The 20,512-nt window shown below is 64.7% G+C and carries 21 protein-coding genes; 16 read left to right on the top strand and 5 right to left on the bottom strand.

Annotation, left to right across the window (positions count from 1 at the left end; all coding sequences use genetic code 11):
- Window positions 1-9 precede the first annotated feature (9 nt).
- From ACYQ2U_RS00105 to leuA, 3 genes are all read left to right on the top strand, one after another.
- On the top strand, window positions 10-579 hold the full coding sequence (locus tag ACYQ2U_RS00105) for a hypothetical protein (protein WP_459948301.1): 570 nt from the start codon (window positions 10-12) through the stop codon (window positions 577-579).
- 15 nt (window positions 580-594) lie between these two features.
- Entirely contained in the window at window positions 595-1,359 is a 765-nt protein-coding gene (locus ACYQ2U_RS00100; protein WP_459948300.1) for an enoyl-CoA hydratase, read from the top strand.
- A 480-nt stretch (window positions 1,360-1,839) separates the two neighbouring features.
- Window positions 1,840-3,528: a 2-isopropylmalate synthase gene (gene leuA / locus ACYQ2U_RS00095; protein WP_459948299.1), complete on the top strand. Its 1,689-nt coding sequence runs from the start codon at window positions 1,840-1,842 to the stop codon at window positions 3,526-3,528.
- Between the two features lie 59 nt (window positions 3,529-3,587).
- Here leuA and ACYQ2U_RS00090 read toward each other — a convergent pair whose 3' ends face one another.
- Window positions 3,588-5,198, bottom strand: a complete 1,611-nt coding sequence (locus ACYQ2U_RS00090) for a methyl-accepting chemotaxis protein (protein WP_459948298.1) — start codon at window positions 5,196-5,198, stop codon at window positions 3,588-3,590.
- Window positions 5,199-5,420: 222 nt separating this feature from the next.
- Between ACYQ2U_RS00090 and ACYQ2U_RS00085 the strand changes: the two genes are divergently transcribed.
- Entirely contained in the window at window positions 5,421-6,596 is a 1,176-nt protein-coding gene (locus ACYQ2U_RS00085) for a methyltransferase (RefSeq protein ID WP_459948297.1), read from the top strand.
- A 106-nt stretch (window positions 6,597-6,702) separates the two neighbouring features.
- On the opposite strand, the gene ACYQ2U_RS00080 is transcribed toward ACYQ2U_RS00085, so the two are convergent.
- Window positions 6,703-7,803 (bottom strand): acyltransferase family protein, encoded by a 1,101-nt coding sequence (locus ACYQ2U_RS00080; RefSeq protein WP_459948296.1) that lies wholly within the window; start codon window positions 7,801-7,803, stop codon window positions 6,703-6,705.
- Between the two features lie 225 nt (window positions 7,804-8,028).
- Here ACYQ2U_RS00080 and ACYQ2U_RS00075 point away from each other — a divergent pair, with 225 nt between their 5' ends.
- Genes ACYQ2U_RS00075 through ACYQ2U_RS00060 form a run of 4 tightly spaced genes read left to right on the top strand, consistent with a single transcriptional unit; the run spans window position 8,029 to window position 10,447 of the window.
- Window positions 8,029-8,682, top strand: a complete 654-nt coding sequence (locus ACYQ2U_RS00075; protein WP_459948295.1) for a hypothetical protein — start codon at window positions 8,029-8,031, stop codon at window positions 8,680-8,682.
- Entirely contained in the window at window positions 8,672-9,229 is a 558-nt protein-coding gene (locus tag ACYQ2U_RS00070; RefSeq protein WP_459948294.1) for a hypoxanthine-guanine phosphoribosyltransferase, read from the top strand. The genes ACYQ2U_RS00075 and ACYQ2U_RS00070 overlap by 11 nt, the downstream gene beginning before the upstream one ends.
- Before the next feature lie 4 nt (window positions 9,230-9,233).
- On the top strand, window positions 9,234-10,067 hold the full coding sequence (gene queF / locus ACYQ2U_RS00065) for an NADPH-dependent 7-cyano-7-deazaguanine reductase QueF (protein WP_459948293.1): 834 nt from the start codon (window positions 9,234-9,236) through the stop codon (window positions 10,065-10,067).
- Between the two features lie 20 nt (window positions 10,068-10,087).
- A complete protein-coding gene (locus ACYQ2U_RS00060) occupies window positions 10,088-10,447 on the top strand; it encodes a TfoX/Sxy family protein (RefSeq protein ID WP_459948292.1) in 360 nt (119 codons plus the stop codon).
- A 155-nt stretch (window positions 10,448-10,602) separates the two neighbouring features.
- Here the strand turns inward: ACYQ2U_RS00060 and ACYQ2U_RS00055 are convergent, their stop codons facing one another.
- Window positions 10,603-11,358: an SDR family oxidoreductase gene (locus tag ACYQ2U_RS00055; RefSeq protein ID WP_459948291.1), complete on the bottom strand. Its 756-nt coding sequence runs from the start codon at window positions 11,356-11,358 to the stop codon at window positions 10,603-10,605.
- Window positions 11,359-11,719: 361 nt separating this feature from the next.
- Here ACYQ2U_RS00055 and ACYQ2U_RS00050 point away from each other — a divergent pair, with 361 nt between their 5' ends.
- The 8 genes from ACYQ2U_RS00050 to ACYQ2U_RS00015 all read left to right on the top strand — a co-directional run bounded on the left by ACYQ2U_RS00050 (window position 11,720) and on the right by ACYQ2U_RS00015 (window position 19,290).
- Window positions 11,720-13,495: an NAD(P)H-dependent oxidoreductase subunit E gene (locus tag ACYQ2U_RS00050; RefSeq protein WP_459948290.1), complete on the top strand. Its 1,776-nt coding sequence runs from the start codon at window positions 11,720-11,722 to the stop codon at window positions 13,493-13,495.
- Between the two features lie 11 nt (window positions 13,496-13,506).
- Window positions 13,507-14,274, top strand: a complete 768-nt coding sequence (locus ACYQ2U_RS00045; protein WP_459948289.1) for a 2Fe-2S iron-sulfur cluster-binding protein — start codon at window positions 13,507-13,509, stop codon at window positions 14,272-14,274.
- Window position 14,275: 1 nt separating this feature from the next.
- Entirely contained in the window at window positions 14,276-14,827 is a 552-nt protein-coding gene (locus ACYQ2U_RS00040) for an NADH-quinone oxidoreductase subunit B family protein (RefSeq protein ID WP_459948288.1), read from the top strand.
- 18 nt (window positions 14,828-14,845) lie between these two features.
- Window positions 14,846-16,354, top strand: coding sequence for a Ni/Fe hydrogenase subunit alpha (locus tag ACYQ2U_RS00035; protein ID WP_459948287.1), 1,509 nt, complete (start codon window positions 14,846-14,848; stop codon window positions 16,352-16,354).
- 16 nt (window positions 16,355-16,370) lie between these two features.
- Window positions 16,371-16,844: a hydrogenase maturation protease gene (locus tag ACYQ2U_RS00030; RefSeq protein ID WP_459948286.1), complete on the top strand. Its 474-nt coding sequence runs from the start codon at window positions 16,371-16,373 to the stop codon at window positions 16,842-16,844.
- A gap of 179 nt (window positions 16,845-17,023) precedes the next feature.
- Complete coding sequence (locus tag ACYQ2U_RS00025; protein ID WP_459948285.1) at window positions 17,024-17,374, top strand: protocatechuate 4,5-dioxygenase subunit alpha; 351 nt, start codon at window positions 17,024-17,026, stop codon at window positions 17,372-17,374.
- A gap of 2 nt (window positions 17,375-17,376) precedes the next feature.
- The gene (locus tag ACYQ2U_RS00020) at window positions 17,377-18,216 is read left to right on the top strand and encodes a class III extradiol dioxygenase family protein (RefSeq protein ID WP_459948284.1); all 840 of its coding nucleotides are present in this window, start codon (window positions 17,377-17,379) and stop codon (window positions 18,214-18,216) included.
- 123 nt (window positions 18,217-18,339) lie between these two features.
- Window positions 18,340-19,290 (top strand): LysR family transcriptional regulator, encoded by a 951-nt coding sequence (locus ACYQ2U_RS00015; protein ID WP_459948283.1) that lies wholly within the window; start codon window positions 18,340-18,342, stop codon window positions 19,288-19,290.
- Here the strand turns inward: ACYQ2U_RS00015 and ACYQ2U_RS00010 are convergent.
- On the bottom strand, window positions 19,287-20,276 hold the full coding sequence (locus tag ACYQ2U_RS00010) for an aldo/keto reductase (protein WP_459948282.1): 990 nt from the start codon (window positions 20,274-20,276) through the stop codon (window positions 19,287-19,289). The two genes, ACYQ2U_RS00015 and ACYQ2U_RS00010, sit on opposite strands and share 4 nt — an antisense overlap.
- Before the next feature lie 54 nt (window positions 20,277-20,330).
- On the bottom strand, window positions 20,331-20,512 hold a 182-nt coding region (locus ACYQ2U_RS00005), incomplete at its 5' end, for an electron transfer flavoprotein subunit alpha/FixB family protein (RefSeq protein WP_459948281.1).

The following is a 20,512-nucleotide window of genomic DNA, read 5'->3' as shown; positions in this document are numbered from 1 at the left end:
AGGAACACCATGAAAATGACACCAAGCCGAGGGGCCATGGGCGAGACCAGCCACGATCAGAAATCCCGACAAGCCACCGTCCTGCTGCTGCGGGTGGCCGCCGGCCAGGTGCAGGCCGCCCTGGCCGATGCCCATGGCACGGTGGCTCGCCTGCACGAGACCTTTGCCTCCCTCGTCGACCGTCTCGACAAACTGGACAGCACCCTGACCAGCCAGGACACCGCCGCCCCGCAACCGACGCGGGAAGCCCTCCTTGCCGATAGCCGGCAGATCGGCGAACAAGTGCATCAGGCCATCGTCGATTTCCAGTTTTACGACCGGCTGGCACAGCGCCTGGAACACGTGGCCAGCGGCCTCGACAACCTGGGCGAACTGCTGATCGATCCGGCTCAACAGGGCGATGCCGAGGCCTGGGAAACCCTGCGCCTGAAGCTGCGCGACAGCTATGCCATGGAGGAGGAGCGGGCCCTGTTCGATGCCGTTCTGGCCGGCATGCCCCTCAGCGAGGCCCTCGACCACGCCGCCCACAGCCAACAGCGTCATGTGGAAGACAGCGGCGGCGGTATCCAGTTGTTTTAACGCCCCCATACCGTCATGGACATCCAGATCCGCAAGGAAGGCGCCATCCTCACCCTGGCCTTCAACCGCCCCCAACGTAAGAACGCCATCACCGCCGCCATGTACCAGGCCCTGGCCGACGCCTTGGCCGAGGCGGACCGGGACGATGGGGTGAAGGTGGTGCTGATCCACGGCAGCGACGATGCCTTCACCGCCGGCAACGACCTGGAGGACTTCCTCCAGGACCCACCCCAGCGGGAAGACAGCCCGGTGTTCCAGTTTCTCCATCAGCTCAGCCGTGCCCGCAAACCCCTGGTGGCTGCCGTGAACGGCGTGGCCGTGGGCATCGGCACCACCCTGTTGCTCCACTGTGATCTGGTGTTCATCGGCGACAAGGCCAAGTTCGCCTTGCCCTTCACCGCCCTGGGCCTGGTGCCCGAGGCGGCTTCCAGCTTTCTCCTGCCCCGCATCGCCGGCCATCAACGGGCGGCGGAAGCCCTATTGCTGGGCCAAGCCTTCGGCCCCCAGCAGGCGCTGGAGATGGGCTTCGTCAATCGCGTGCTGCCGCCGGAAGAGGTGCTACCTGCCGCCCGCAAGGTCGCCGAGCAGATGGCTGTCCTACCCGGAAAATCCCTGCGGGCCACCAAGGCCCTGCTGCGGGGCGCCTTCCAGGCCACCATGGAAAGCCGCATGGCCGAGGAAAGCCGCCTGTTCAAGGAAATGCTCACCGAGCCCGCCGCCAAGGAAGCCTTCGCCGCCTTCTTCGAAAAGCGCAAACCGGATTTCTCCGGCCTGGACTGAGCCCCCCCCGCCGCCCGACCGATTGTGGTCGATTGAATTCAGGCGCCGCTTGTTCTGCAAAGCTGCACAGCCTATCGAACCGATAGTCCCGTGCCGGTTGACGCCGGCGCATGAGCCTTGTTAAGGTACGGCCCATGCACTTCCAACAGCCGACCCTTCTCGTTTCTTCCCTCCTGGCTCTCCTGAGCCTGGGTCTGCTGCTGCGCGTCTCGCGCGCATAAAACTTCCCCCTTCCTGCTGGTTTGTCTGAATTCCCCCTCGGGGAAATTGCGCCTTGTTGCGCGCCCTTTGTCTTTGCTTCTTGGAGTCCGCCATGAATCTTGATCCGAATTTTTCCCTTAGCACCCTGCTACGACTGCGACCCGGTTGCCGTGCCTTGAGCCAGCGACCGCACGGTAGCCGCGACATTACCTCCATTGCCTTGATTTCCTCGCCCGTCGCCGGGGAAGCCCCTTACCGACGATTCAGGAGAAAACGATCATGTTGAAGCAACCCGAAACCAAATACCGTCCCTTTCCCCCGGTCAATCTCGCCCACCGCCAGTGGCCCAGTCGCACGATCACCACGCCGCCGGTGTGGATGAGCACCGACCTTCGCGACGGCAACCAATCCCTCTTCGAGCCCATGAACGGCGAGCGCAAGATGCGCATGTTCCGCACCTTGTGCCAGATCGGCTTCAAGGAAATCGAAGTGGCTTTCCCCTCCGCCTCCCAGACCGATTTTGACTTCGTCCGCAACCTTATTGAAGGCGGCCATATTCCCGACGACGTCACCATCGAGGTGCTCACCCAGGCCCGGGAACACTTGATCCGCCGCACCATGGAATCCCTCCGGGGCGCCCGCCGGGCCATCGTCCATGTGTACAACGCCACCTCCCAGCCCTTCCGCGACATCGTTTTCGGCATGAGCAAGACCGAGGTGGTGGACATGGCCGTTTCCGCCGTCAACCTCATCAAACAATTGGCCGCTGAGCAGCCGGAAACCGAATGGGTGTTGGAGTACAGCCCCGAAACCTTCACCGCCACCGAATTGGATTTCGCCCTTGAGGTCTGCGACGCCGTCACCGCCGCCTGGGGCGCCACGCCGGAGAACAAGGTCATCCTCAACTTGCCCACCACGGTGGAGGTGGCCAGCCCCAACGTCTATGCCGACCAGATCGAGTGGATGCACCGCCACTTGGCCCGCCGCGACAGCGTGATCCTCAGCCTGCATCCCCATAACGACCGAGGCACGGCCGTGGCCGCTGCCGAATTGGGCTTGATGGCCGGTGCCGACCGGGTGGAAGGCTGCCTCTTCGGTAACGGCGAGCGTACCGGCAACGTGGACATCGTCACCCTTGCCTTGAACATGTACACCCAGGGCGTGGCGCCGGGCCTCGACTTCTCCGACATCAACGCCGTGGCCCGCACCGTGGAGCACTGTAACCAGTTGCCCATCCACCCGCGCCATCCCTACGTCGGCGATTTGGTGTTCACCGCCTTCTCCGGCTCCCACCAGGACGCCATCAAGAAGGGCTTCGCCGCACAGCAACCGGACACGATTTGGAACGTGCCCTACCTCCCCATTGACCCGGCCGACGTGGGCCGCAGCTACGACTCGGTGATCCGCGTGAACAGCCAGTCCGGCAAGGGTGGCGTGGCATATTTGATGGAGAGCGAATACGGCGTGGTGATGCCGCGCCGCTTGCAGGTGGAGTTCTCAGGCGTCGTGCAGCAACACACCGATACCCATGGTGGCGAGGTGAGCGCGGCGGACATCTGGCGGCTTTTCTCCGACACCTACTTGTCCACTGTGCAACCTCTCGGCAACATTGAGCAGCATCTTTATGAAACCGATGGACAGCAAGGCATTCGCCTCAACGTGACGATGGACGGCGTCCGCCACCAGCTCACGGGCGCCGGCAACGGTCCCATCGACGCCGCCGTCCACGCCCTTGGCCAATTGGGCATCGATCTTCAGGTGCGCAGTTACGAAGAGCGCTCCATGGGCAGCAGCAACCGCCATAGCGGCGATGCCCAAGCCTGTGCCTTCATCGAAGTCAGCCTCCCCGGCATCGGCGAAGGCTACGGCGTGGGGATAGACGCCAACATCGTCACCGCCTCGATCAATGCCTTGATCAGCGGCGCCAACCGATTGCTCGCGCGCCAGCAATCGGCCCAGGCTGCCTGAAAATGCCAAGCCCCGCGCGGCTATGCGCCGGGCGGGGCTTGGCGGGTCGGTCTGGCGGCTTAGAGTTTGAAGCGGCGCACCAGTCCGGTCAGGGCCGAGGACAACTCCACCAGGCTGGACGAGCGGCTCTTGGCTGTTTCCGACGCCACATGGGTTTGCTCCACCCCTTGCACGATGCGCTCCACCCGCTGGGCGATGTCGGTGCTGGCCGCGCTCTGTTCGCGCAAGGACGACGCGATAACTTCGATGGCCCGGCTGACTTCCTTGGCGGCCTGGTCGAGACCGGCCACGGCATTGCGGATTTCCTCGGTGCGGCTGGCGCCGGCCATGGCCAGATCCTTGGCCTGGCTCATGTTGCCCCGCGCCGTGTCGGTGCTGCGCTGCACGCCGCTGACGATTTCGGAAATTTCCTCGGTGGACGTGGTCGTCCGTTCCGCCAGCTTGCGCACTTCGTCGGCCACCACGGCGAAGCCCCGGCCCTGCTCGCCTGCCCGGGCTGCCTCGATGGCGGCGTTCAGTGCCAATAGGTTGGTCTGGTCGGCAATCTCGCGGATGGTCTGGACGATGCCGTTGATGTTGGTCACCTGGGCCGACAGTTCTTCCATGGTCTGGGCGGCAGCCGTCATGCCGTCCGCCACTTGCTGAATGGTTTCCGTCGCCGTGGACACTGTGGCCAAGCCTTCCCGCGCCCGCTGTTCGGACATTTCCGAGAGGCGGCCCGACTCTGCCGCGTTGTCGCTCATGACACCGATGCTTACGGTCAGCTGCTCGATCGCGGCCGCAATCGCTGCGGTGGCGCTGCTCTGGACTTCGGCGGTGTCCGCCAGGCTGTCAGCATCGCTCTTGAGGCCTTCGCTCTCCACAGTCACCGCGTTGGCATTGGCGACGATCTGGCTGATCAATTGCCGCAGGTGGCCCTGCATCGCCTCCATATTGGCCAGGATGCTTTGCGGCGTGCTGCCGGCCAGGGATTGGGTCAGGTTGCCTTCGGCGATTTGTTGCAGGGCCTCGGCGGCGTGGGCCGGCTCACCACCGATCTGGGCGAAGATCTTCTTACCCAGCAGTACCGTCACGCCGGAGATCACCAGCAAGCCAACGAGCCCCAGGATGATGGCCGTATTCCGCGTCCGCTCCAGGCCGGCCAGCAACTCATCCCGCTGGGCGGACGCTTCCGCTTCGCTGCTCTTCACCAACCCCGTCAGAATGTCGCGCACCGCCCGCCACGCCGGGGTCTCCTTCGACACCAGCAAACTCTTGGCATCGCCTCCGCTGAGCACGATGTCCACCACTTCCTTCTGCAAGGGCAGCCACTGATCGATGCTGGCCTTGAGCTTGGTCGCGGTTTCCTTGCCCTCCGCGCTCTGTGCCAACAGCGCGCTCATCTTGCCGACCTCCTGGTCGAACTTCTTGCTCGCTTCGGCCAGATTCTCGTGGCCCTTCTTATTGGCGGGGTCCAGCAGGACGTTGCGCAAGGCCTGTCCCATTTGCAAGCCATGGGCATAGGATGCCGTCGCGCTGCGATTAATGGCGATGGTTTGATCGACAAAGCCGAGTAATACGACTTTTGTCCTATACGAATGCCATACCGAAGCGCCGGCCAAAAAGGCTGCACCGAGTATCCCCACCGCCCCCAGCAGCATCAGCTTGGTTTTCAGCGATTGCAACGTCATTGTTCACTCCCTTGGGTAGTCATATCCTGTTGGATGTATCTAAATTAGCCTTTTGTTATATTCATTTACGCTTATTAGATAATATATGAATCCAATGAAATGTCATGCCATCCATGAAAAAAGGGGCAATGGCCGTGACGCAAAACGCACTAGTCATGGAAGGCGCACCTCGATGGTGCTTCTTGCTACCATCCGCACCCGCTCACCTCGCTCCATTTCCCCATGATCTCGCCACAAACACCGGCAGCCCTTCCCCGGATTCATTGGTCTGCCCCCGATGGCGACCATGTCGCCGGGTGGCGCTCCGAAGCCGGACTGGCACCGCCCAAACGCGTGGTAATCGCGGACGACGCCCTGACCGCTGAGGCGGCCTACCGCCTTGCCTGCGAGGGCACGGCGCTGCTCTGGCAAGGGGATTTCCAAAATGCCCGGCAACTGCTGACCGCCCTGGCACGGCGCTGTGATCGCCGTCGTGATGGCAGCGGCCAGTCACGCCCGCAGCGCGGCGGCAAGCCCGAGCCAGAGAAGGCCGAAGCTTTCCATCGGCATCGTCTGGCCCTCGGCCAGCGGGCCCAGGTGTTGGGCAAGCTGCTGATCCCCCTGGATGGCGACTACGCTATCCCCCTGCGCCGGGCGCCCGATTGGCGACTCGCCTGCCAGGAAGCCTGGGGCGAGGCCGACGGCATGCCCAGCGTGGTTTCATTGCGCGAATTGTTGGGATTGAACGGCGCCCACGAATGGCGCCGGAAAGGTGTCGAGGTCGCCGTCCTGGGCGCGCGCATCCACCCCTGGTATGGGGTGTTCTCCCCCTTGCGCGGCGAATACCTGGACCTGATCGCCGCCGCCCCCCTGCCGGCCAGCGACCTGGCCTTCGACATCGGCACTGGCAGCGGCGTCATCAGCGCCCTGCTGGCCCAGCGCGGCATCGCCCGGATCGTGGCCACGGACCTGGACCCGCGCGCCCTGGCCTGCGCCCGGGACAACTTGGTCCGCCTCGGCTACGGCGAGCAGGTCGAGGTGATAGCTGCGGACCTGTTTCCCGCCGGACAGGCGCCGCTCATCGTCTGCAACCCGCCCTGGGTGCCGGCCAAGCCCAGCGCCGCCGTGGAGCGGGCCGTCTACGACCCGGACAGCCGCATGCTGCGCGGTTTCCTGGCGGGTTTGCGGGCACACCTGACGCCCACCGGCGAGGGTTGGCTGATCCTCTCCGACCTGGCGGAACATCTTGGCTTGCGCAACCGGGAAACGCTCATGGGCTGGATCGCCGAGGCCGGATTGAAAGTGCTGGAAAAGCGCGACATCCGTCCGCGCCATCCCAAGGCCAGCGATGCGCATGATCCCCTGGCCCTGGCGCGGCAGGCGGAAGTCACCTCCCTCTGGCGGCTGGCGGCAGCCTAAGCGGGCATTGCGCGCGGGGCAGGCGGGGGAGTCAACCCGCCAATCAGCGGGGTACTGGCAGGAACAGCAGACAGCAGGCGCCGCGCGCCGCCGCTGGCGCGGACGCCTAGATGCTCTGCTTGCTGGCGCCGACGGGCAGCTTGGGCGCTTTGGCGACGCTGCGGCCGATCCCCAGGCGGGGCATCAGACCCTGGCCGATCAAACGGTAGAACAGGGCGCCGACAGCCAGGCTGGCGGCCCAGGCCAACACCACGCCGACAAAATTGAGGGCGGGGTGTTCCAGTTCGAAGCGGACGAACAGGCCATTGACCACCAGGCACACCGGGAAGTGCACCAGGAAGGTGGCGAAGGAAATCCGCGACAGGAAGGCGATGGGACGCGACGCGATGAAACGCTCGAACCAGGCCGCCCGCAAGGGCATCAGCAACAACAGGGCGGTGACCATAGCCAACAGGATGCGCCAGCGGAAATCCACCAACAATGCCAAGCCGCAGACCAGAATGATGCCGGCGGCGCAGAGCCAGCCCCGATTGCGCACCACGGACCAATAGGCCAGGGCGCCGATGCCGTAGGAGCCGAAGAAGTACAGCGCCCAGTTGTCCCATTCGCTGTTCAGGTTGAAGTGGAACAGGGACACCGCCAACAGCACGGCCACCGCCGGCAGCGCCAGGCGGGCAAGGCCGATCCTGCGCGGCAGCCAGAGCAGCAGGGCGAGCAGGGAATAGAGCTGGAAGTCGATGGCCAGGTACCAGACCCCGGCGGACAGGGACTCGTAGTTCAGCAGGCTTTGCACCAACAACAGGTGGGCCGTCACCTGGGCGGCGGTGGCCGGGGCGGAGATGGAGTCGTGGTCCATCAAATGGCGTGCCACGGCGGATAGGCCGATGGCCAGCAGCAGGGCGGCGGTGTAGGGAATGACCAGACGCAGGTAGCGGCGGCCGATCTGGGGCAGCACGTCCCACTGCACGGGCGCCGTCCCCGGCATCAGCGAGCGGGCCGCCAGGTAGCCGCCCACCACCAGGAAAACCTGGACCGCCATGCGGCCGTACTGGTCCAGCCAGTCGAACAGCCAGGGCGCCAGATCGGCGGCACTATCGGCCATGGGACCGTAGTGGGCCAAGTGGTGCAGGACGATGATCTGGGCGGCAATGGCCTTCAGGGCGTCGGCCAGGGGCAGTCGGGAAAAGGCTGAGGCAGCGGAAGTCATGGGGGTCGGCAGCGACAAGGGCCAATGTGGCCTGCACCCGGTGGGGTGCTTTCTTTGTACTAAAGTCGATGATTTTAGCAATAAAGTTGCTATCGAACGGGACAAAATGGCCGGAAATGACGGCCAATGCCCCGTTTTCACCCACCATCGGCCCACACGGCAGCCGCAGCGCCCCCCCGGCGCCTGGGTTAAGATTCCCGCCCTCCCGACGACGGTAATCACGCCATGAGCGAAGGTCCGATGAGCGACCGCGTCCGCGATCTGCTGAACCAGATCGGCGGCCTGCAAAACGAACTGAAAAAGGTCCTCCACGAACAGGAGCACCGGGTCTTTTTCGAATGGCAGGGTAAGCGGGTGGTATTCGAACAGAACGTGCGCGACGCCCACAAGCGGCTGCGTACCGGCCTCTTGCGCTGGCTGGTGCACAGCCGCCCGCAAAGCCTGCTGTCCGCTCCCATCATCTACGGCATGGCCCTGCCCCTGGTGCTGTTCGACCTGGCCATGACCTTTTACCAATGGACCTGTTTCCCCCTCTACGGCATCCCCCGGGTGAAACGCGGCGACTATTTCGTTTTCGACCGGGCCCACCTGGCCTATCTGAACTTGGTAGAAAAGATCAACTGCGCCTATTGCAGTTACGGCAACGGCCTCCTCGCCTACGCCCAGGAAATCACCGCCCGCACCGAACAATACTGGTGCCCCATCAAGCATGCCCGCAAGGTGCTCGGCAACCACCCACGCTATGAACAGTTCGCCAGCTACGGTGACGGCGAGCACTATGCCGAGCAGTTGCGCATCCTGCGCCAATCCCTCGCCGACGAAAAACTCTCGCGCCGGGCCGGGGACAAATTCCAAGAACAGGACCACCATGAACACTGATCTGGCCGACATCAAGCAAGCCATGGCCGAGGCCGATTGCCTGGCCGACGCCGCGACCGTGGAAGCCGCCCTGGAGCGCATGGCGGTTGCCATCGGCGAGCGCCTGCGGCAGCGCAATCCCCTGGTCTATTGCGTCATGAACGGTGGCCTGGTGCTGGCCGGTCGCCTGCTTTGCCGACTCGACTTCCCCCTGGAGGTGGCCTACCTCCACGCCACCCGCTATGGCGACAAACTGCGGGGCGACCTGCTCGACTGGCGCGTGCGACCCAACCAGGACCTGCGTGGCCGGTCAGTCTTGGTGCTGGACGACATCCTCGATGAAGGCCACACCCTCAAGGCCGTCGTCGACTACCTGAGGACCGAGGGCGCCGCCGAAGTATTGAGCGCCGTGCTGGTGCACAAGCTACACGAGCGCAAGGCCCAGCCCGGCATGCGCGCCGACTTTACCGGCCTCGACATCGAAGACCGCTACCTGTTCGGCTGCGGCATGGATTACAAGGGTTACTGGCGCAACGCGCCGGGCATCTACGCCCTGAAAGGACATTGATCACGTGAAAGACGCACCCGCCAACCTGCACGGTTCCCCCCTCGGCGCCACGGTCGCCTACCGCGACACCTACGCCCCCGAGTTGCTGTTCCCCGTCTCCCGCCAGCCCCAGCGGGATGGCCTGGGCATCGCCGGCCCCTTGCCCTTCCATGGCGTGGACATCTGGAACGGCTACGAACTCTCCTGGCTCGACCCGCGCGGCAAACCCGTGGTCGCCACCCTGCGCTTCGACGTGCCCATCGACTCGCCCAACATCGTCGAGTCCAAATCCGTCAAGCTCTATCTCAACTCCCTCAACCAATCCGCCTTTGACTCCGTGGCCAGCGTGGAAGCCGCCATTGCCCAAGACCTGTCCGCCGCTGCCGGAGCGCCGGTGAGCGTGGCTGTACACGCCCTGCAACCCCAGGCCCAGCGGGCCTTGGCGAACTTTTCCGGCACCGTCATCGACGACCTGGCCGTGCACATCCGCCACTACCACCCGGCGCCCGAACTGCTTTCCGCCCAGGGCGACGTGGTGGAGGAAACACTGGTATCCCATCTGCTCAAATCCAACTGCCCCGTCACCGGCCAGCCCGACTGGGCCGCCGTGCGCATCGCCTATCGCGGCCCCGCCATCGACCGCGCCGGCCTGCTCGCCTACATCGTCTCCTACCGCCAGCACAGCGGCTTCCACGAGCACTGCGTGGAACGCATCTACACCGATCTGATGGCCCGCTGCCGTCCCCAGCGTCTCTCGGTTTACGCCCGCTACACCCGACGCGGCGGCCTCGACATCAACCCCTACCGCAGCAGCGTGGCCGGTGACGTGCCGGACAACGACGGCGACCTGCGCCAATAGTCGGTAAACAACCCCGCGCCATGGCCAGCAAGCCCCTGCCCGAAATCGTGCGCTGGTCCCAGGAACTGTTCGCGCCCCTGGGCAGCCTGCGCACCAAAGCCATGTTCGGCGGCTGGGGTTTCTACTGCGACGAATTGTTCTTCGCCCTGATCGCCGACGAGGTGCTTTACCTCAAGGCCGACGACGAAGAAAGCCAGGCCCGGTTCAAGGCGGCGGGCAGCGCACCCTTCCGCTACACCTACGCCGACGGCCGCACCGTCACCATGGGCTACTGGTCGGCGCCGGAAGAAGCCATGGACAGCCCGAACGCCATGCTGCCCTGGGCCCGGGCGGCCTTGGCCTGCGCGTTGAGGGCGGGGGCGAAGACGCGGCGCAAATAGCCAGCGGAATGTCCGGAATTGCTGATGCCACCCGGGTGGCCGTTATGGCTTGGCTGCCAGCGCGACCAACCAGTAAAAGCAAAGATCACCACCAGCAGACGTTCTCGCGGACGTCGCCAATCACTGCGACATCACCGCCGCGCCACACCAGTACGTCATGGGGCGTCCGGCAGCTCCCGCAGGTCCGCCACCGGTGCCTCGCCGAACGCCGCTGAGCGTAAATAGGCCACCAAGCGCTTGGCCGCCGCCGTCGGAGAAGTGAGCTGACCTTCCTGTTTCAAGGCCAGGAAGCGATCCTTCAAGGGAAACAAGGCTTCCGGGGTGGCGCGGATTTCTCCCTGCATTTCGGTATCCACCACGCCGGGGGCCAGGCTACAGACGCGCAGGCCTTCTTTCCCCTCCAAGGCCACGGCCCGGGCGTGATGGTCGAGGGCCGCCTTGGTGGCGCCGTATACGCTCCAGCCCGGATAGGCATTGCGTCCGGCACCGCTGGACACGTGCAGGATGCGGCACGCGGCGGCGCCGCCCACGGCGGCCAGGGCGGCGGCCAGTTGCAGCGGCGCGGCGACGTTGAGGGCCACGGCCCGGGCGATGAGCGCCGGGTCCTGTTCGGCCAGGGGCGCCATGGGTTGCACCGTGCCGGCATTGTTCACCAACAGCACGGTCTCGGCGCCGACGATGAAACGGGTCAGCCCGTCGCTTGCCAACCAGCGAGCAACGGCGGCGCTGTCGGCCAGATCGAGGGCGACCTCGGTCAACAGGTCGGGATGGGCCTTGGCCAGGGCGGCATTGCCGGCCCGGGCCAGCCCCAGCACGGGAATGCCGGAGGACAACAGTTCGGCGGCAACGGCGGCGCCGAGGCCGCGACTATGGCCGCTGACGACGGCCTTGGTGGAAAAGATTTTTTTCACGGCGACCACCTGTGGGAATGTCGGAACGAAACACGGGGGCGCAGCATACACCCCGTCCCATGACAACTTGCCGGGTCTTTCAGCAGGGAGTTTTCACAAAGGTCGGCAGGGATGTGGGGTGAATCTCGCACTGCACAAATTTCATGCAACGCCGCCAATCGCCCACGCCCTGCGGGTTTACGACGCCCCATGACAAAGGAAACGCAATGCCAACAAAGTCTTACAACTCCCGTTATGGGCCGTCTCACTTGACCTAACGCAAATTCGCACCCGACCGTTTGGGTAGAGTAGCCGCCAATTTTCCACGCGAGGAAGCGGCACCGTGACTGCGACACTTGTACCAACCACTGCACTCGGACCCTTGGTCGATCCCATACTCGACAAACACCAGCGCCGCCCGGACCGCCTGGTGCAAATCCTGCGCGAGGTGCAGGATGTCCTGCACTATCTCTCCGACGAAACGGTGGCCTACATCGCCCAGGCGATGCCCATGTCCCGCGCCCAGGTGCAAAGCACCCGCGACTTTTACGCCTTCTTCTATCGGGAAAACCGGGGCGAGTACCGCATCCTGGTGTCCGACAACATCACCGATCGCATGCTGGGCAACCAGGATGTCTTCAACCACCTGCTGCACCGCTTCAAGCTCGAACCGGGCAAGGTTTCCGCCGACGGACTGGTGAGCGTGGACTACACCTCCTGCACCGGCATGTGCGACCAGGGACCCGCGATCCTGGTGAACAACCGGACCATCACCCGCATGACGCTGCATCGGGCCGACGAGATCTGCGAGTTGATCCGCAACCGGGTGCCCCTGTCCCGCTGGCCGGCGGATTTCTTCACGGTGAGCGACAACATCCGCCGCGCCGACATGCTGCTCGGCGACAAGCACATTCCCGGTGCCGCCATCCAGGCCGCCGTGGCCCGGGGCCGCGACGGCATGCTGGCCGAGATGAAGGCCGCCAACCTGCGCGGCCGGGGCGGGGCCGGCTTCACCACCGGCATCAAATGGGATGCCTGTCGCAAGGCCCCGGCGGCGCAGCGCTACATCGTCTGCAATGCTGACGAAGGCGAACCGGGCACCTTCAAGGACCGGGTACTGCTCCAGTCCTATGCCGGCCGAGTGTTCGAGGGCATGGTCATCGCCGCCTACACCGTCGGCGCCCAACGGGGCTTCCTCTACCTGCGCGGCGAATACCTCTATCTGCTGGCGCCCCTGGAGGCCCACCTGGCGGAAATGCGGCAACAGAAACTGCTGGGCAAGTCCATCGCCGGGGTGGACGGTTTCGATTTCGACATCGAGATCCACCTGGGTGCCGGCGCCTACGTCTGCGGCGAGGAGTCGGCCCTGATCGAATCCCTCGAAGGCAAGGCCGGCCGGCCCCGGGTGCGCCCCCCCTTCCCCGTTACCTGCGGCTACATGAACCAGCCGACGGTGGTGAACAACGTCGAAACCCTGTGCAAGGCCACCGAAATCGCCGTCCATGGCGGCAAGTGGTACGAGTCCATCGGCACCAAGCAGTCCACCGGCACCAAGATCCTCTCGGTTTCCGGCGACTGCGAGCGGCCCGGCATCTACGAATACGCCTTCGGCGTACGCATCGCCCAGGTGCTGGAGGACTGCGGCGCCAAGGATGCCATCGCCGTGCAGGTCAGCGGTGCCTCCGGCGTCTGTCTGTCGGAACGGGAGTTCGGTCGCCGCATCGCCTTCGAAGATGTGCCCACCGCCGGTTCCTTCATGATCTTCGGCAAGCACCGCGACATGTTCGAGGTGGCGCGCAACTTCAGCCACTTCTTCGCCCACGAATCCTGCGGCTTCTGCACCCCCTGTCGGGTCGGCACCCAGTTGATGAGCGACATCATGGACAAGATCGCCGACGGCCGGGGCACCCAGTACGAAATGAACGAACTGCTGCGCTTGCAACAGGTGCTCAAGCCCGGCAGCCACTGCGGCCTGGGCCAGACCGCCGGCAACGCCGTGGCCGACACCCTGCAGAAATTCCGCCCGGCCTACGAGCGGCGCCTGGCGCAAACCGACTTCATGCCCGCCTTCGACCTGGACCAGTCCCTGGCCCAGGCACGCGCGATCACCGGACGGGATGACGCGGACGCCCACTTCGCCGAACACGTCGAACATTGAGGGAACGGACCATGAGCGATCACAAAGACACCTTCACCATCGACGGCCAGGCCATCGAATTCGACCCAGGCCAGACCGTGCTGCAAGCCGCCCTGGCCGCCGGGGTCTACATTCCCCACCTATGCCACCACCCGGACCTCAAGCCCCACGGCAGCTGCAAGCTGTGCACCGTGACGGTGAACGGCCGCAACGGCTCGGCCTGCACCCAGCAGGCCCTGCCCGGCCTGGAAGTGGAAAACAACACGCCGGCCCTCAACGACCGTCGCCGCGTGCTGCTGCAAATGCTGTTCGTCGAGGGCGATCACTTCTGCCCCGGCTGCGAAAAAAGCGGTAACTGCCAGTTGCAGGCCCTGGCCTACGACCTGGAAATGGTCACCCCCCACTTCCGCCATGCCTTCCCCCATCGTCCGGTGGATGCCTCCCATCCCGACATCTGGCTTGATCTCAACCGCTGCGTGATGTGCGAACTCTGCGTGCGGGCCAGCCGCGACCTGGATGGCAAGAACGTCTTCATGCTGGCGGGGCGGGGCACGGATTCCCACATCGTGGTGAACTCGCCCTCCGGCCTGCTCAAGGACAGCACCCTCACCCTGGAGGACAAGGCCGCCCACGTCTGCCCGGTGGGGGCCATCCTGCCCAAGCGCGTCGGCTTCGCGGTGCCCATCGGCGCGCGCCAGTTCGACGCCGCCACCATCAGCAACCAGACCGACTACCTGGCCAAGCGCCACATCGCCATCACCCCGGTCGCCGCCGGCAAACCCCAGACGGAGAAGGTGTGAGATGAACGCTCCCGAACAACCGCGCAAACTGCGCATCGCCACCACGTCCCTGTCCGGCTGCTTCGGCTGCCACATGTCCCTGCTGGATATCGACGAACGCCTGATCGAGCTGGCCCATCTGGTGGAGTTCGACCGCTCCCCCATCACCGACATCAAGCATTGCAGCCACTGCGACGTGGCCCTGGTCGAAGGCGGCGTCTGCAATGCCGAGAACGTGCACGTGCTGCGCGAACTGCGGGCCAACAGCAAGGTCCTGGTGGCCCTCGGCGCCTGTGCCATCAACGGCGGCCTGCCGGCCCAGCGTAACCACCTGGACGTGGGCCGCTGCCTGACCCAGGTGTACCGCAGCGAGGATGGCGGCGAGGTCCAGGTGCCCAACGACACGGAACTGCCCCTCTTGCTGGATCGGGTCTATCCCATCAACGAGATCGTCCGCGTCGATTACTTCCTTCCCGGCTGCCCGCCCTCCGGCGATGCCATCTGGAAATTCCTGACCGATCTGCTGACCGGCCGCACCCCCCGTATCGAGCACCCCCTGCTCAAGTTCGACTGATCGGAGCCACGAGACACCATGTTTGAACTGGAAACCGCCGCCAATCCCGAAACCCTGCGCCGCGTCGCCATCGATCCGGTAACCCGCGTCGAAGGCCACGGCAAGGTCACCCTGCTGCTGGACGAGCAGAACAAAATCCACCAGGTGCGCCTGCACATCGTCGAATTCCGCGGCTTCGAGGTCTTCATCGAAGGCCGTCCCTACTGGGAAGTACCCGTGGCCGTGCAGCGCCTGTGCGGCATCTGCCCAGTCAGCCACCAACTGGCCGCGGTCAAGGCCATGGACCAGATCGCCGGCTACGGCCCCCTCACTGCCACCGCCGAAAAGCTGCGCCGCCTGATGCATTACGGCCAGATCGTGCAATCCCACGCAGTACACTTCTTCCATCTGGCCTCCCCCGACCTGCTGCTGGGTTTCGACAGCGACTTCACCCGGCGCAACATCGTCGGCGTGGCCCTCGACTTCCCCGAGATCGCCAAGCAGGGCGTGTTGATCCGCAAATACGGCCAGGAAGTGATCCGTCACGTCGCCGGCAAGCGGGTGCACGGCACCGGCGCCATTCCCGGCGGCATGAACAAGGCCCTGAGCCGGGCCGAGCGCGACGAGATGGCGAAGGACATCGACCAGATCATCGCCTGGACCCAGGGCGCCGTGGCCCTGGTGCGCCGCCTGCACGAAACCAAGCCGGAGTTCTACAACCGCTTCGGCGAGTTCGACTCCAACATGATGGGCATGGTCGCGCCGGACGGTGCCCTCGACCTTTACCACGGCGCCCTGCGTGCCGTGGATGCCGAAGGCAAGACGATTTTCGACCAGGTGGACTACGCCACCTATCAGAACGTGTTGCAGGAAGAGATCAAGCCCTGGAGCTACATGAAGTTCCCCCACATCCGCGCCCTGGGCGCGGAGCAGGGTTGGTACAAGGTCGGCCCCTTGGCCCGGGTCCAGGTCGCCAGCCACCTGTCCACGCCCCTGGCCGAGGCCGAGCGGCTGATCATGCTGGCCATCGGCAACGGCCGGCCGGTGCACGGCACCCTGGTCTTCCACTGGGCGCGACTGATCGAAACCCTCCACGCCGCCGAGGTCATCCGCAACCTGCTGGCCGACCCCGACATCCTCGGTACCGAGCTGATGGCGGAAAAGGGCGAGCGTCGCCACGAGGCGGTGGGCGTGATCGAAGCGCCCCGGGGCACCCTGTTCCACCACTACCGGGTAAACGACGACGACCTGGTCACCTATTGCAACCTGATCGTCTCCACCACCAACAACAACCAGGCCATGAACGAAGCGATTCGTACCGTCGCCCGGCAGTATCTGGATGGCCAGGAGATCACCGAGGGACTGCTCAACCACATTGAGTGCGCCATCCGCGCCTACGATCCCTGCCTCTCCTGCGCCACCCATGCCCTCGGCCAGATGCCCCTGGAAGTGAGCCTGGTGGACGCCACCGGCACGGTGATCGACAAGGTGACCAAGGACAGCGCCGGCCTGCGCCACCAGCCGGCGGGCGAAGTGATCGTCCTTTGATCGGATCACGGCAATCATGATCGACGGCTCGAACCGGGCGCCGCTGCTGGTCTTCGGCTGGGGCAATCCGAGCCGGGGCGACGACGCCCTGGGCCCAGCCCTGGTGGACGCCGTCGCCGCCCTCGACTTGCCCGGCGTCGAGTGCATCACCGATTTCCAGTTGCAGATGGACGACTGCCTGGAACTCAAGGGCCGGCGTAAGGTGTTGTTCGTGGACGCCAGCAAGGTGGCCGCGCCGCCCTTTGCGGTGGAAGAGGTGCAGCCGCGCAAGGATGCCAGCTTCACCAGCCATGCCATGACCGCTCAGGCGGTGATGCAGGTCTATGTGGACATCGAAAAGGAAGCGCCGCCGCCTTGCCAGTTGCTCGGCATCCGTGGCGAAACCTGGGGCCTGGGTGAAGCCATGAGCGATGCCGCCCAGGAACGCCTGGCCCAGGCCGTCCAATGGGTCAAGGGCTGGGCAACGGACGCCGCCAGCCCAGCCTCCTGACGGCGGCGTCACCGCCCCCCTCCACGGTTTCTCCCGTCCCGGCCTCTTCATCGGCCATTCATCGCATTTGGCGATGGATGCCATCACGGATGGTGCGTTTATTCCTCCGCCATGACCCTCAATAATCGCCCCCACTGCCACGGCAGCGACGATTATTCATCAAGAGGAGAACAGCGCTCATGCAGCACGGCAAACGCACCATACCCGGCACGCCCATTTTCGACAGCGATGCCGCGCGCAAGGGATATGCGCTCAACAAGATGTGCTACTCCTTCAATCACCAGGCCAATCGCGAGGCCTTCCTGCGGGATGAGGTGGCGTATTGCCATCAATTCGGCCTGAACGAGGCGCAACGCAATGCCGTGATCCAACGGGACGTGCTGGGCCTGATCGCCGCCGGCGGCGGTGTCTATTTCCTCGGCAAGCTGGCCGGTGGCGTGCTGGGCCTGGACATGCAGGACATCGGTGCCCTCCAGACCGGCATGAGCAAGGATGCGTTCAAGGCGAAACTCGTGGCGGCGGGGCAATAACCATGGCAAAGATTGTTGGATTGGTCACCACCTCCCACGTCCCGGCCATCGGCAAGGCCATCCACCTGGGGCTGCAACAGGACCCCTACTGGAAACCCTTTTTCGACGGTTTCCTGCCCATCCGCCAGTGGGTCGACGAGGTCAAACCCGATGTGGCCGTGGTCATCTACAACGACCACGGACTGAACTTCTTCCTCGACCAGCAGCCCACCTTCGCCATCGGCGTGGCTCCCGAATACCGCAGCGAGGACGAAGGTTGGGGCATCCCCACCATGCCCGCCTTCCCCGGCGACGAGGACCTGGGCTGGCACCTGCGCGACTCGCTGGTACGGGAAGATTTCGACATGGTGACCTGCCAGGAAATGCTGGTGGACCACGCCTTCACCCTGCCCATGGCCCTGATCTGGCCGGACCAGAAGTGGCCGGTGAAGACCGTGCCGATCAGCATCAACACCGTCGTCTTTCCCCTGCCCTCGGCCAAGCGCTGCTACAAGCTGGGTGAAGCCATCGGCCGCGCCATCGCCGCCTTTCCCAGCGACGCCAAGGTGCTGGTCATCGGCACTGGCGGTCTGTCCCACCAGTTGGAGGGTGAGCGGGCGGGTTTCATCAATAAGGAATTCGACCTGAAGTTCATGGACAGCATGATCAGCGATCCCACCTGGGCGACCCAGTTCTCCGACTTGGACCTGGTGGAGCAAACCGGCTGCGAAGGCGTCGAGTTGATCAACTGGCTGGCTGCCCGGGGTGCCTTGGGTAGCGGCGCCAAGCTGGTCCATTCCAATTTCCACATTCCCATTTCCAACACCGCCGCGGCCACCATGCTGATCGAGCCGGCGCGCTGACCCTTACCCCAACCGTCTTCTCGTCCCCCCCGTATCCGTCCACGCGGATACGGGGGTCTTTTTTTGCGACAACGCCCATGGCGTTGCCATCGGGACGACGACGCCTCGGTTAAAGTAATGCCCATGGGTAAAGAAAGCAGAACCTCGCGGGAGATGCGGGTGCACGACAAGGACCACTGGCAACTGGACGGCCGATTATTGAGCACGCTGCTGGCCGTGCTGGATACGGGTTCGATCACCAAGGCCGCCGACAAGCTGGGCATGACCCAGTCGGCGGTCAGCAACCTGCTGGAAAAACTGCGCGAGCTGGTGGGTGACCCCCTTTTCGTCAAATCCGGGCGCGGCATCGTGGCCACCGCCCACGCCGAAACTCTGGCAGTGCAAGCCCGGGTGCTGCTGGAGGAAATGCAGCACTTCGTCGCCGGACCGGTGTTCGATCCAGCCAGCGTGAACACCACGATCACCGTGGCGGCCAACGACCTGCAACGGGACCTGCTGCTCCCCGCCCTGCTCAAGCGCTTGCGTGAAACCGCACCAGGCCTGAGCCTGCGGGTGATCAACTCCGCCGTGCCGACGCCGGAACTGCTGCGCAGCGAGGATTGCCAACTGGTGATTTCGCCCCGTCCCCCCGATGCCGGCGACGTGCTGCAAAAACGCCTGTTCGAGGACCACTATCGGGTCTTCTACGACGCCGCCTGTCGGGATGCGCCCCGCAGCCTGAAGGACTATTTGTCTGCCGAACACGTGACCGTGGCCTACGAGCCCTTGCGCCGCCTGGAAATCGATCAGGTGCTCGGCGCCGCCAATATCGACCGCCGCTTCGTCGCCTATGTGCCCGGCTTCGCCGGCATCGCCGCCTTCCTGCGGGGCAGCACCTATCTGGCCACCGCGCCCAGCCTGTTGCGTGACGATCAACTACGGGATCTGGCCAGTTGCGCGGTGCCGGTGCCCTGCCCAACCATGCCCATGTACCTTATCTGGCATTTGCGCTATCGCCACGACCCGCTCCAATGCTGGGTGCGAGAGCAGGTCGAGGACATCGCCCGCGGCATTGCCTCCCAGGTCGTGGCTTAAGCGAATTCCTCGGTATCGATTTCGGCCTGGGTCGCCTCGTTGTAGCGGGCGCCATGGACCGTATGCCGGTTGATCAGCCCATCCAGGCGCGCCATGACTTCCGCCGACAAGCGCAAGGTCGCCGCTCCCAGGTTCTCCTGCAAGTGGGCAAGGGAAGTGGTGCCGGGAATGGGGACGATGTTCTCGTCCCGGGTTAACAACCAAGCCAGTGCCAACTGCGCCGGGGTGCAAGCCAGTTCCTTGGCCATCGCGCCATAGGCGTCGAACAGCGCCAGGTTGGCCGCGTAGTGGCTGGGCATGAAGCGCGGCATGGCGCGCCGGATGTCCTTGCCATCAAGGGTGGTCACATCGCGCAGGCCACCCGCCAGGAAGCCCCGGCCCAGGGGACTGAAGGCGACGAAGGCCGTGCCCAGTTCGCGGCAGGCGTCGAGCACGGCGATTTCCGGATTGCGGGTCCACAGGGAATACTCGGTCTGTAGCGCGGCAATGGGATGCACGGCGTGGGCGCGGCGCAGGGTATCCGCCGACACCTCGGACAGGCCGATGGCGCGGACCTTGCCCGCATGGACCAGGTCCGCCAGGGCGCCGACGCTGTCCTCGATGGGGACCTGCTTGTCCCAGCGATGCAAATAGTAGAGATCGATGACGTCCGTGCGCAGCCGTTGCAAGGCTTCCTCACAGGTGCGCTTCAGAGTGGCGGGACGACCGTCGATCACCCGCTTGCCGTCCACACCCGTCATGCCGCACTTGCTCGCCAGTACAAACCGCGAGCGGTATTTGGCCAGCACTTCCCCCACCAGGGTTTCGTTGGCGCCGAAACCATATAGGGCTGCCGTGTCGAAAAAGTCGACACCGGCTTCCAGGGCCTGCTCCAAAACCAGGGCCGCCTCCTTCGGACTGGGGGGCACGCCGTAGGCATGGCTCAGGTTCATGCAGCCGAGGCCGATGGGGTTCACCTGGAACGGGCCGACGGAACGTTTGCTCATCGAGACTCTCCTGGCAGTTCAGCCATTGCGTGGCCTGCGCGGCCTGAACGGCCTTTAGATCGCCGCGGTCAATTGCGGCACGAGGTCAAACAGATCGCCCACCAGGCCGTAGTCGGCCACCTGGAAGATGGGGGCGTCCGGGTCCTTGTTGATGGCGACGATCACCTTCGAATCCTTCATCCCGGCCAAGTGCTGGATCGCCCCGGAAATCCCCACGGCGATGTACAGCTGCGGCG

Source organism: Denitratisoma sp. agr-D3 (genome assembly GCF_054658675.1).
This window is presented reverse-complemented; position numbering and strand designations above follow the sequence as displayed.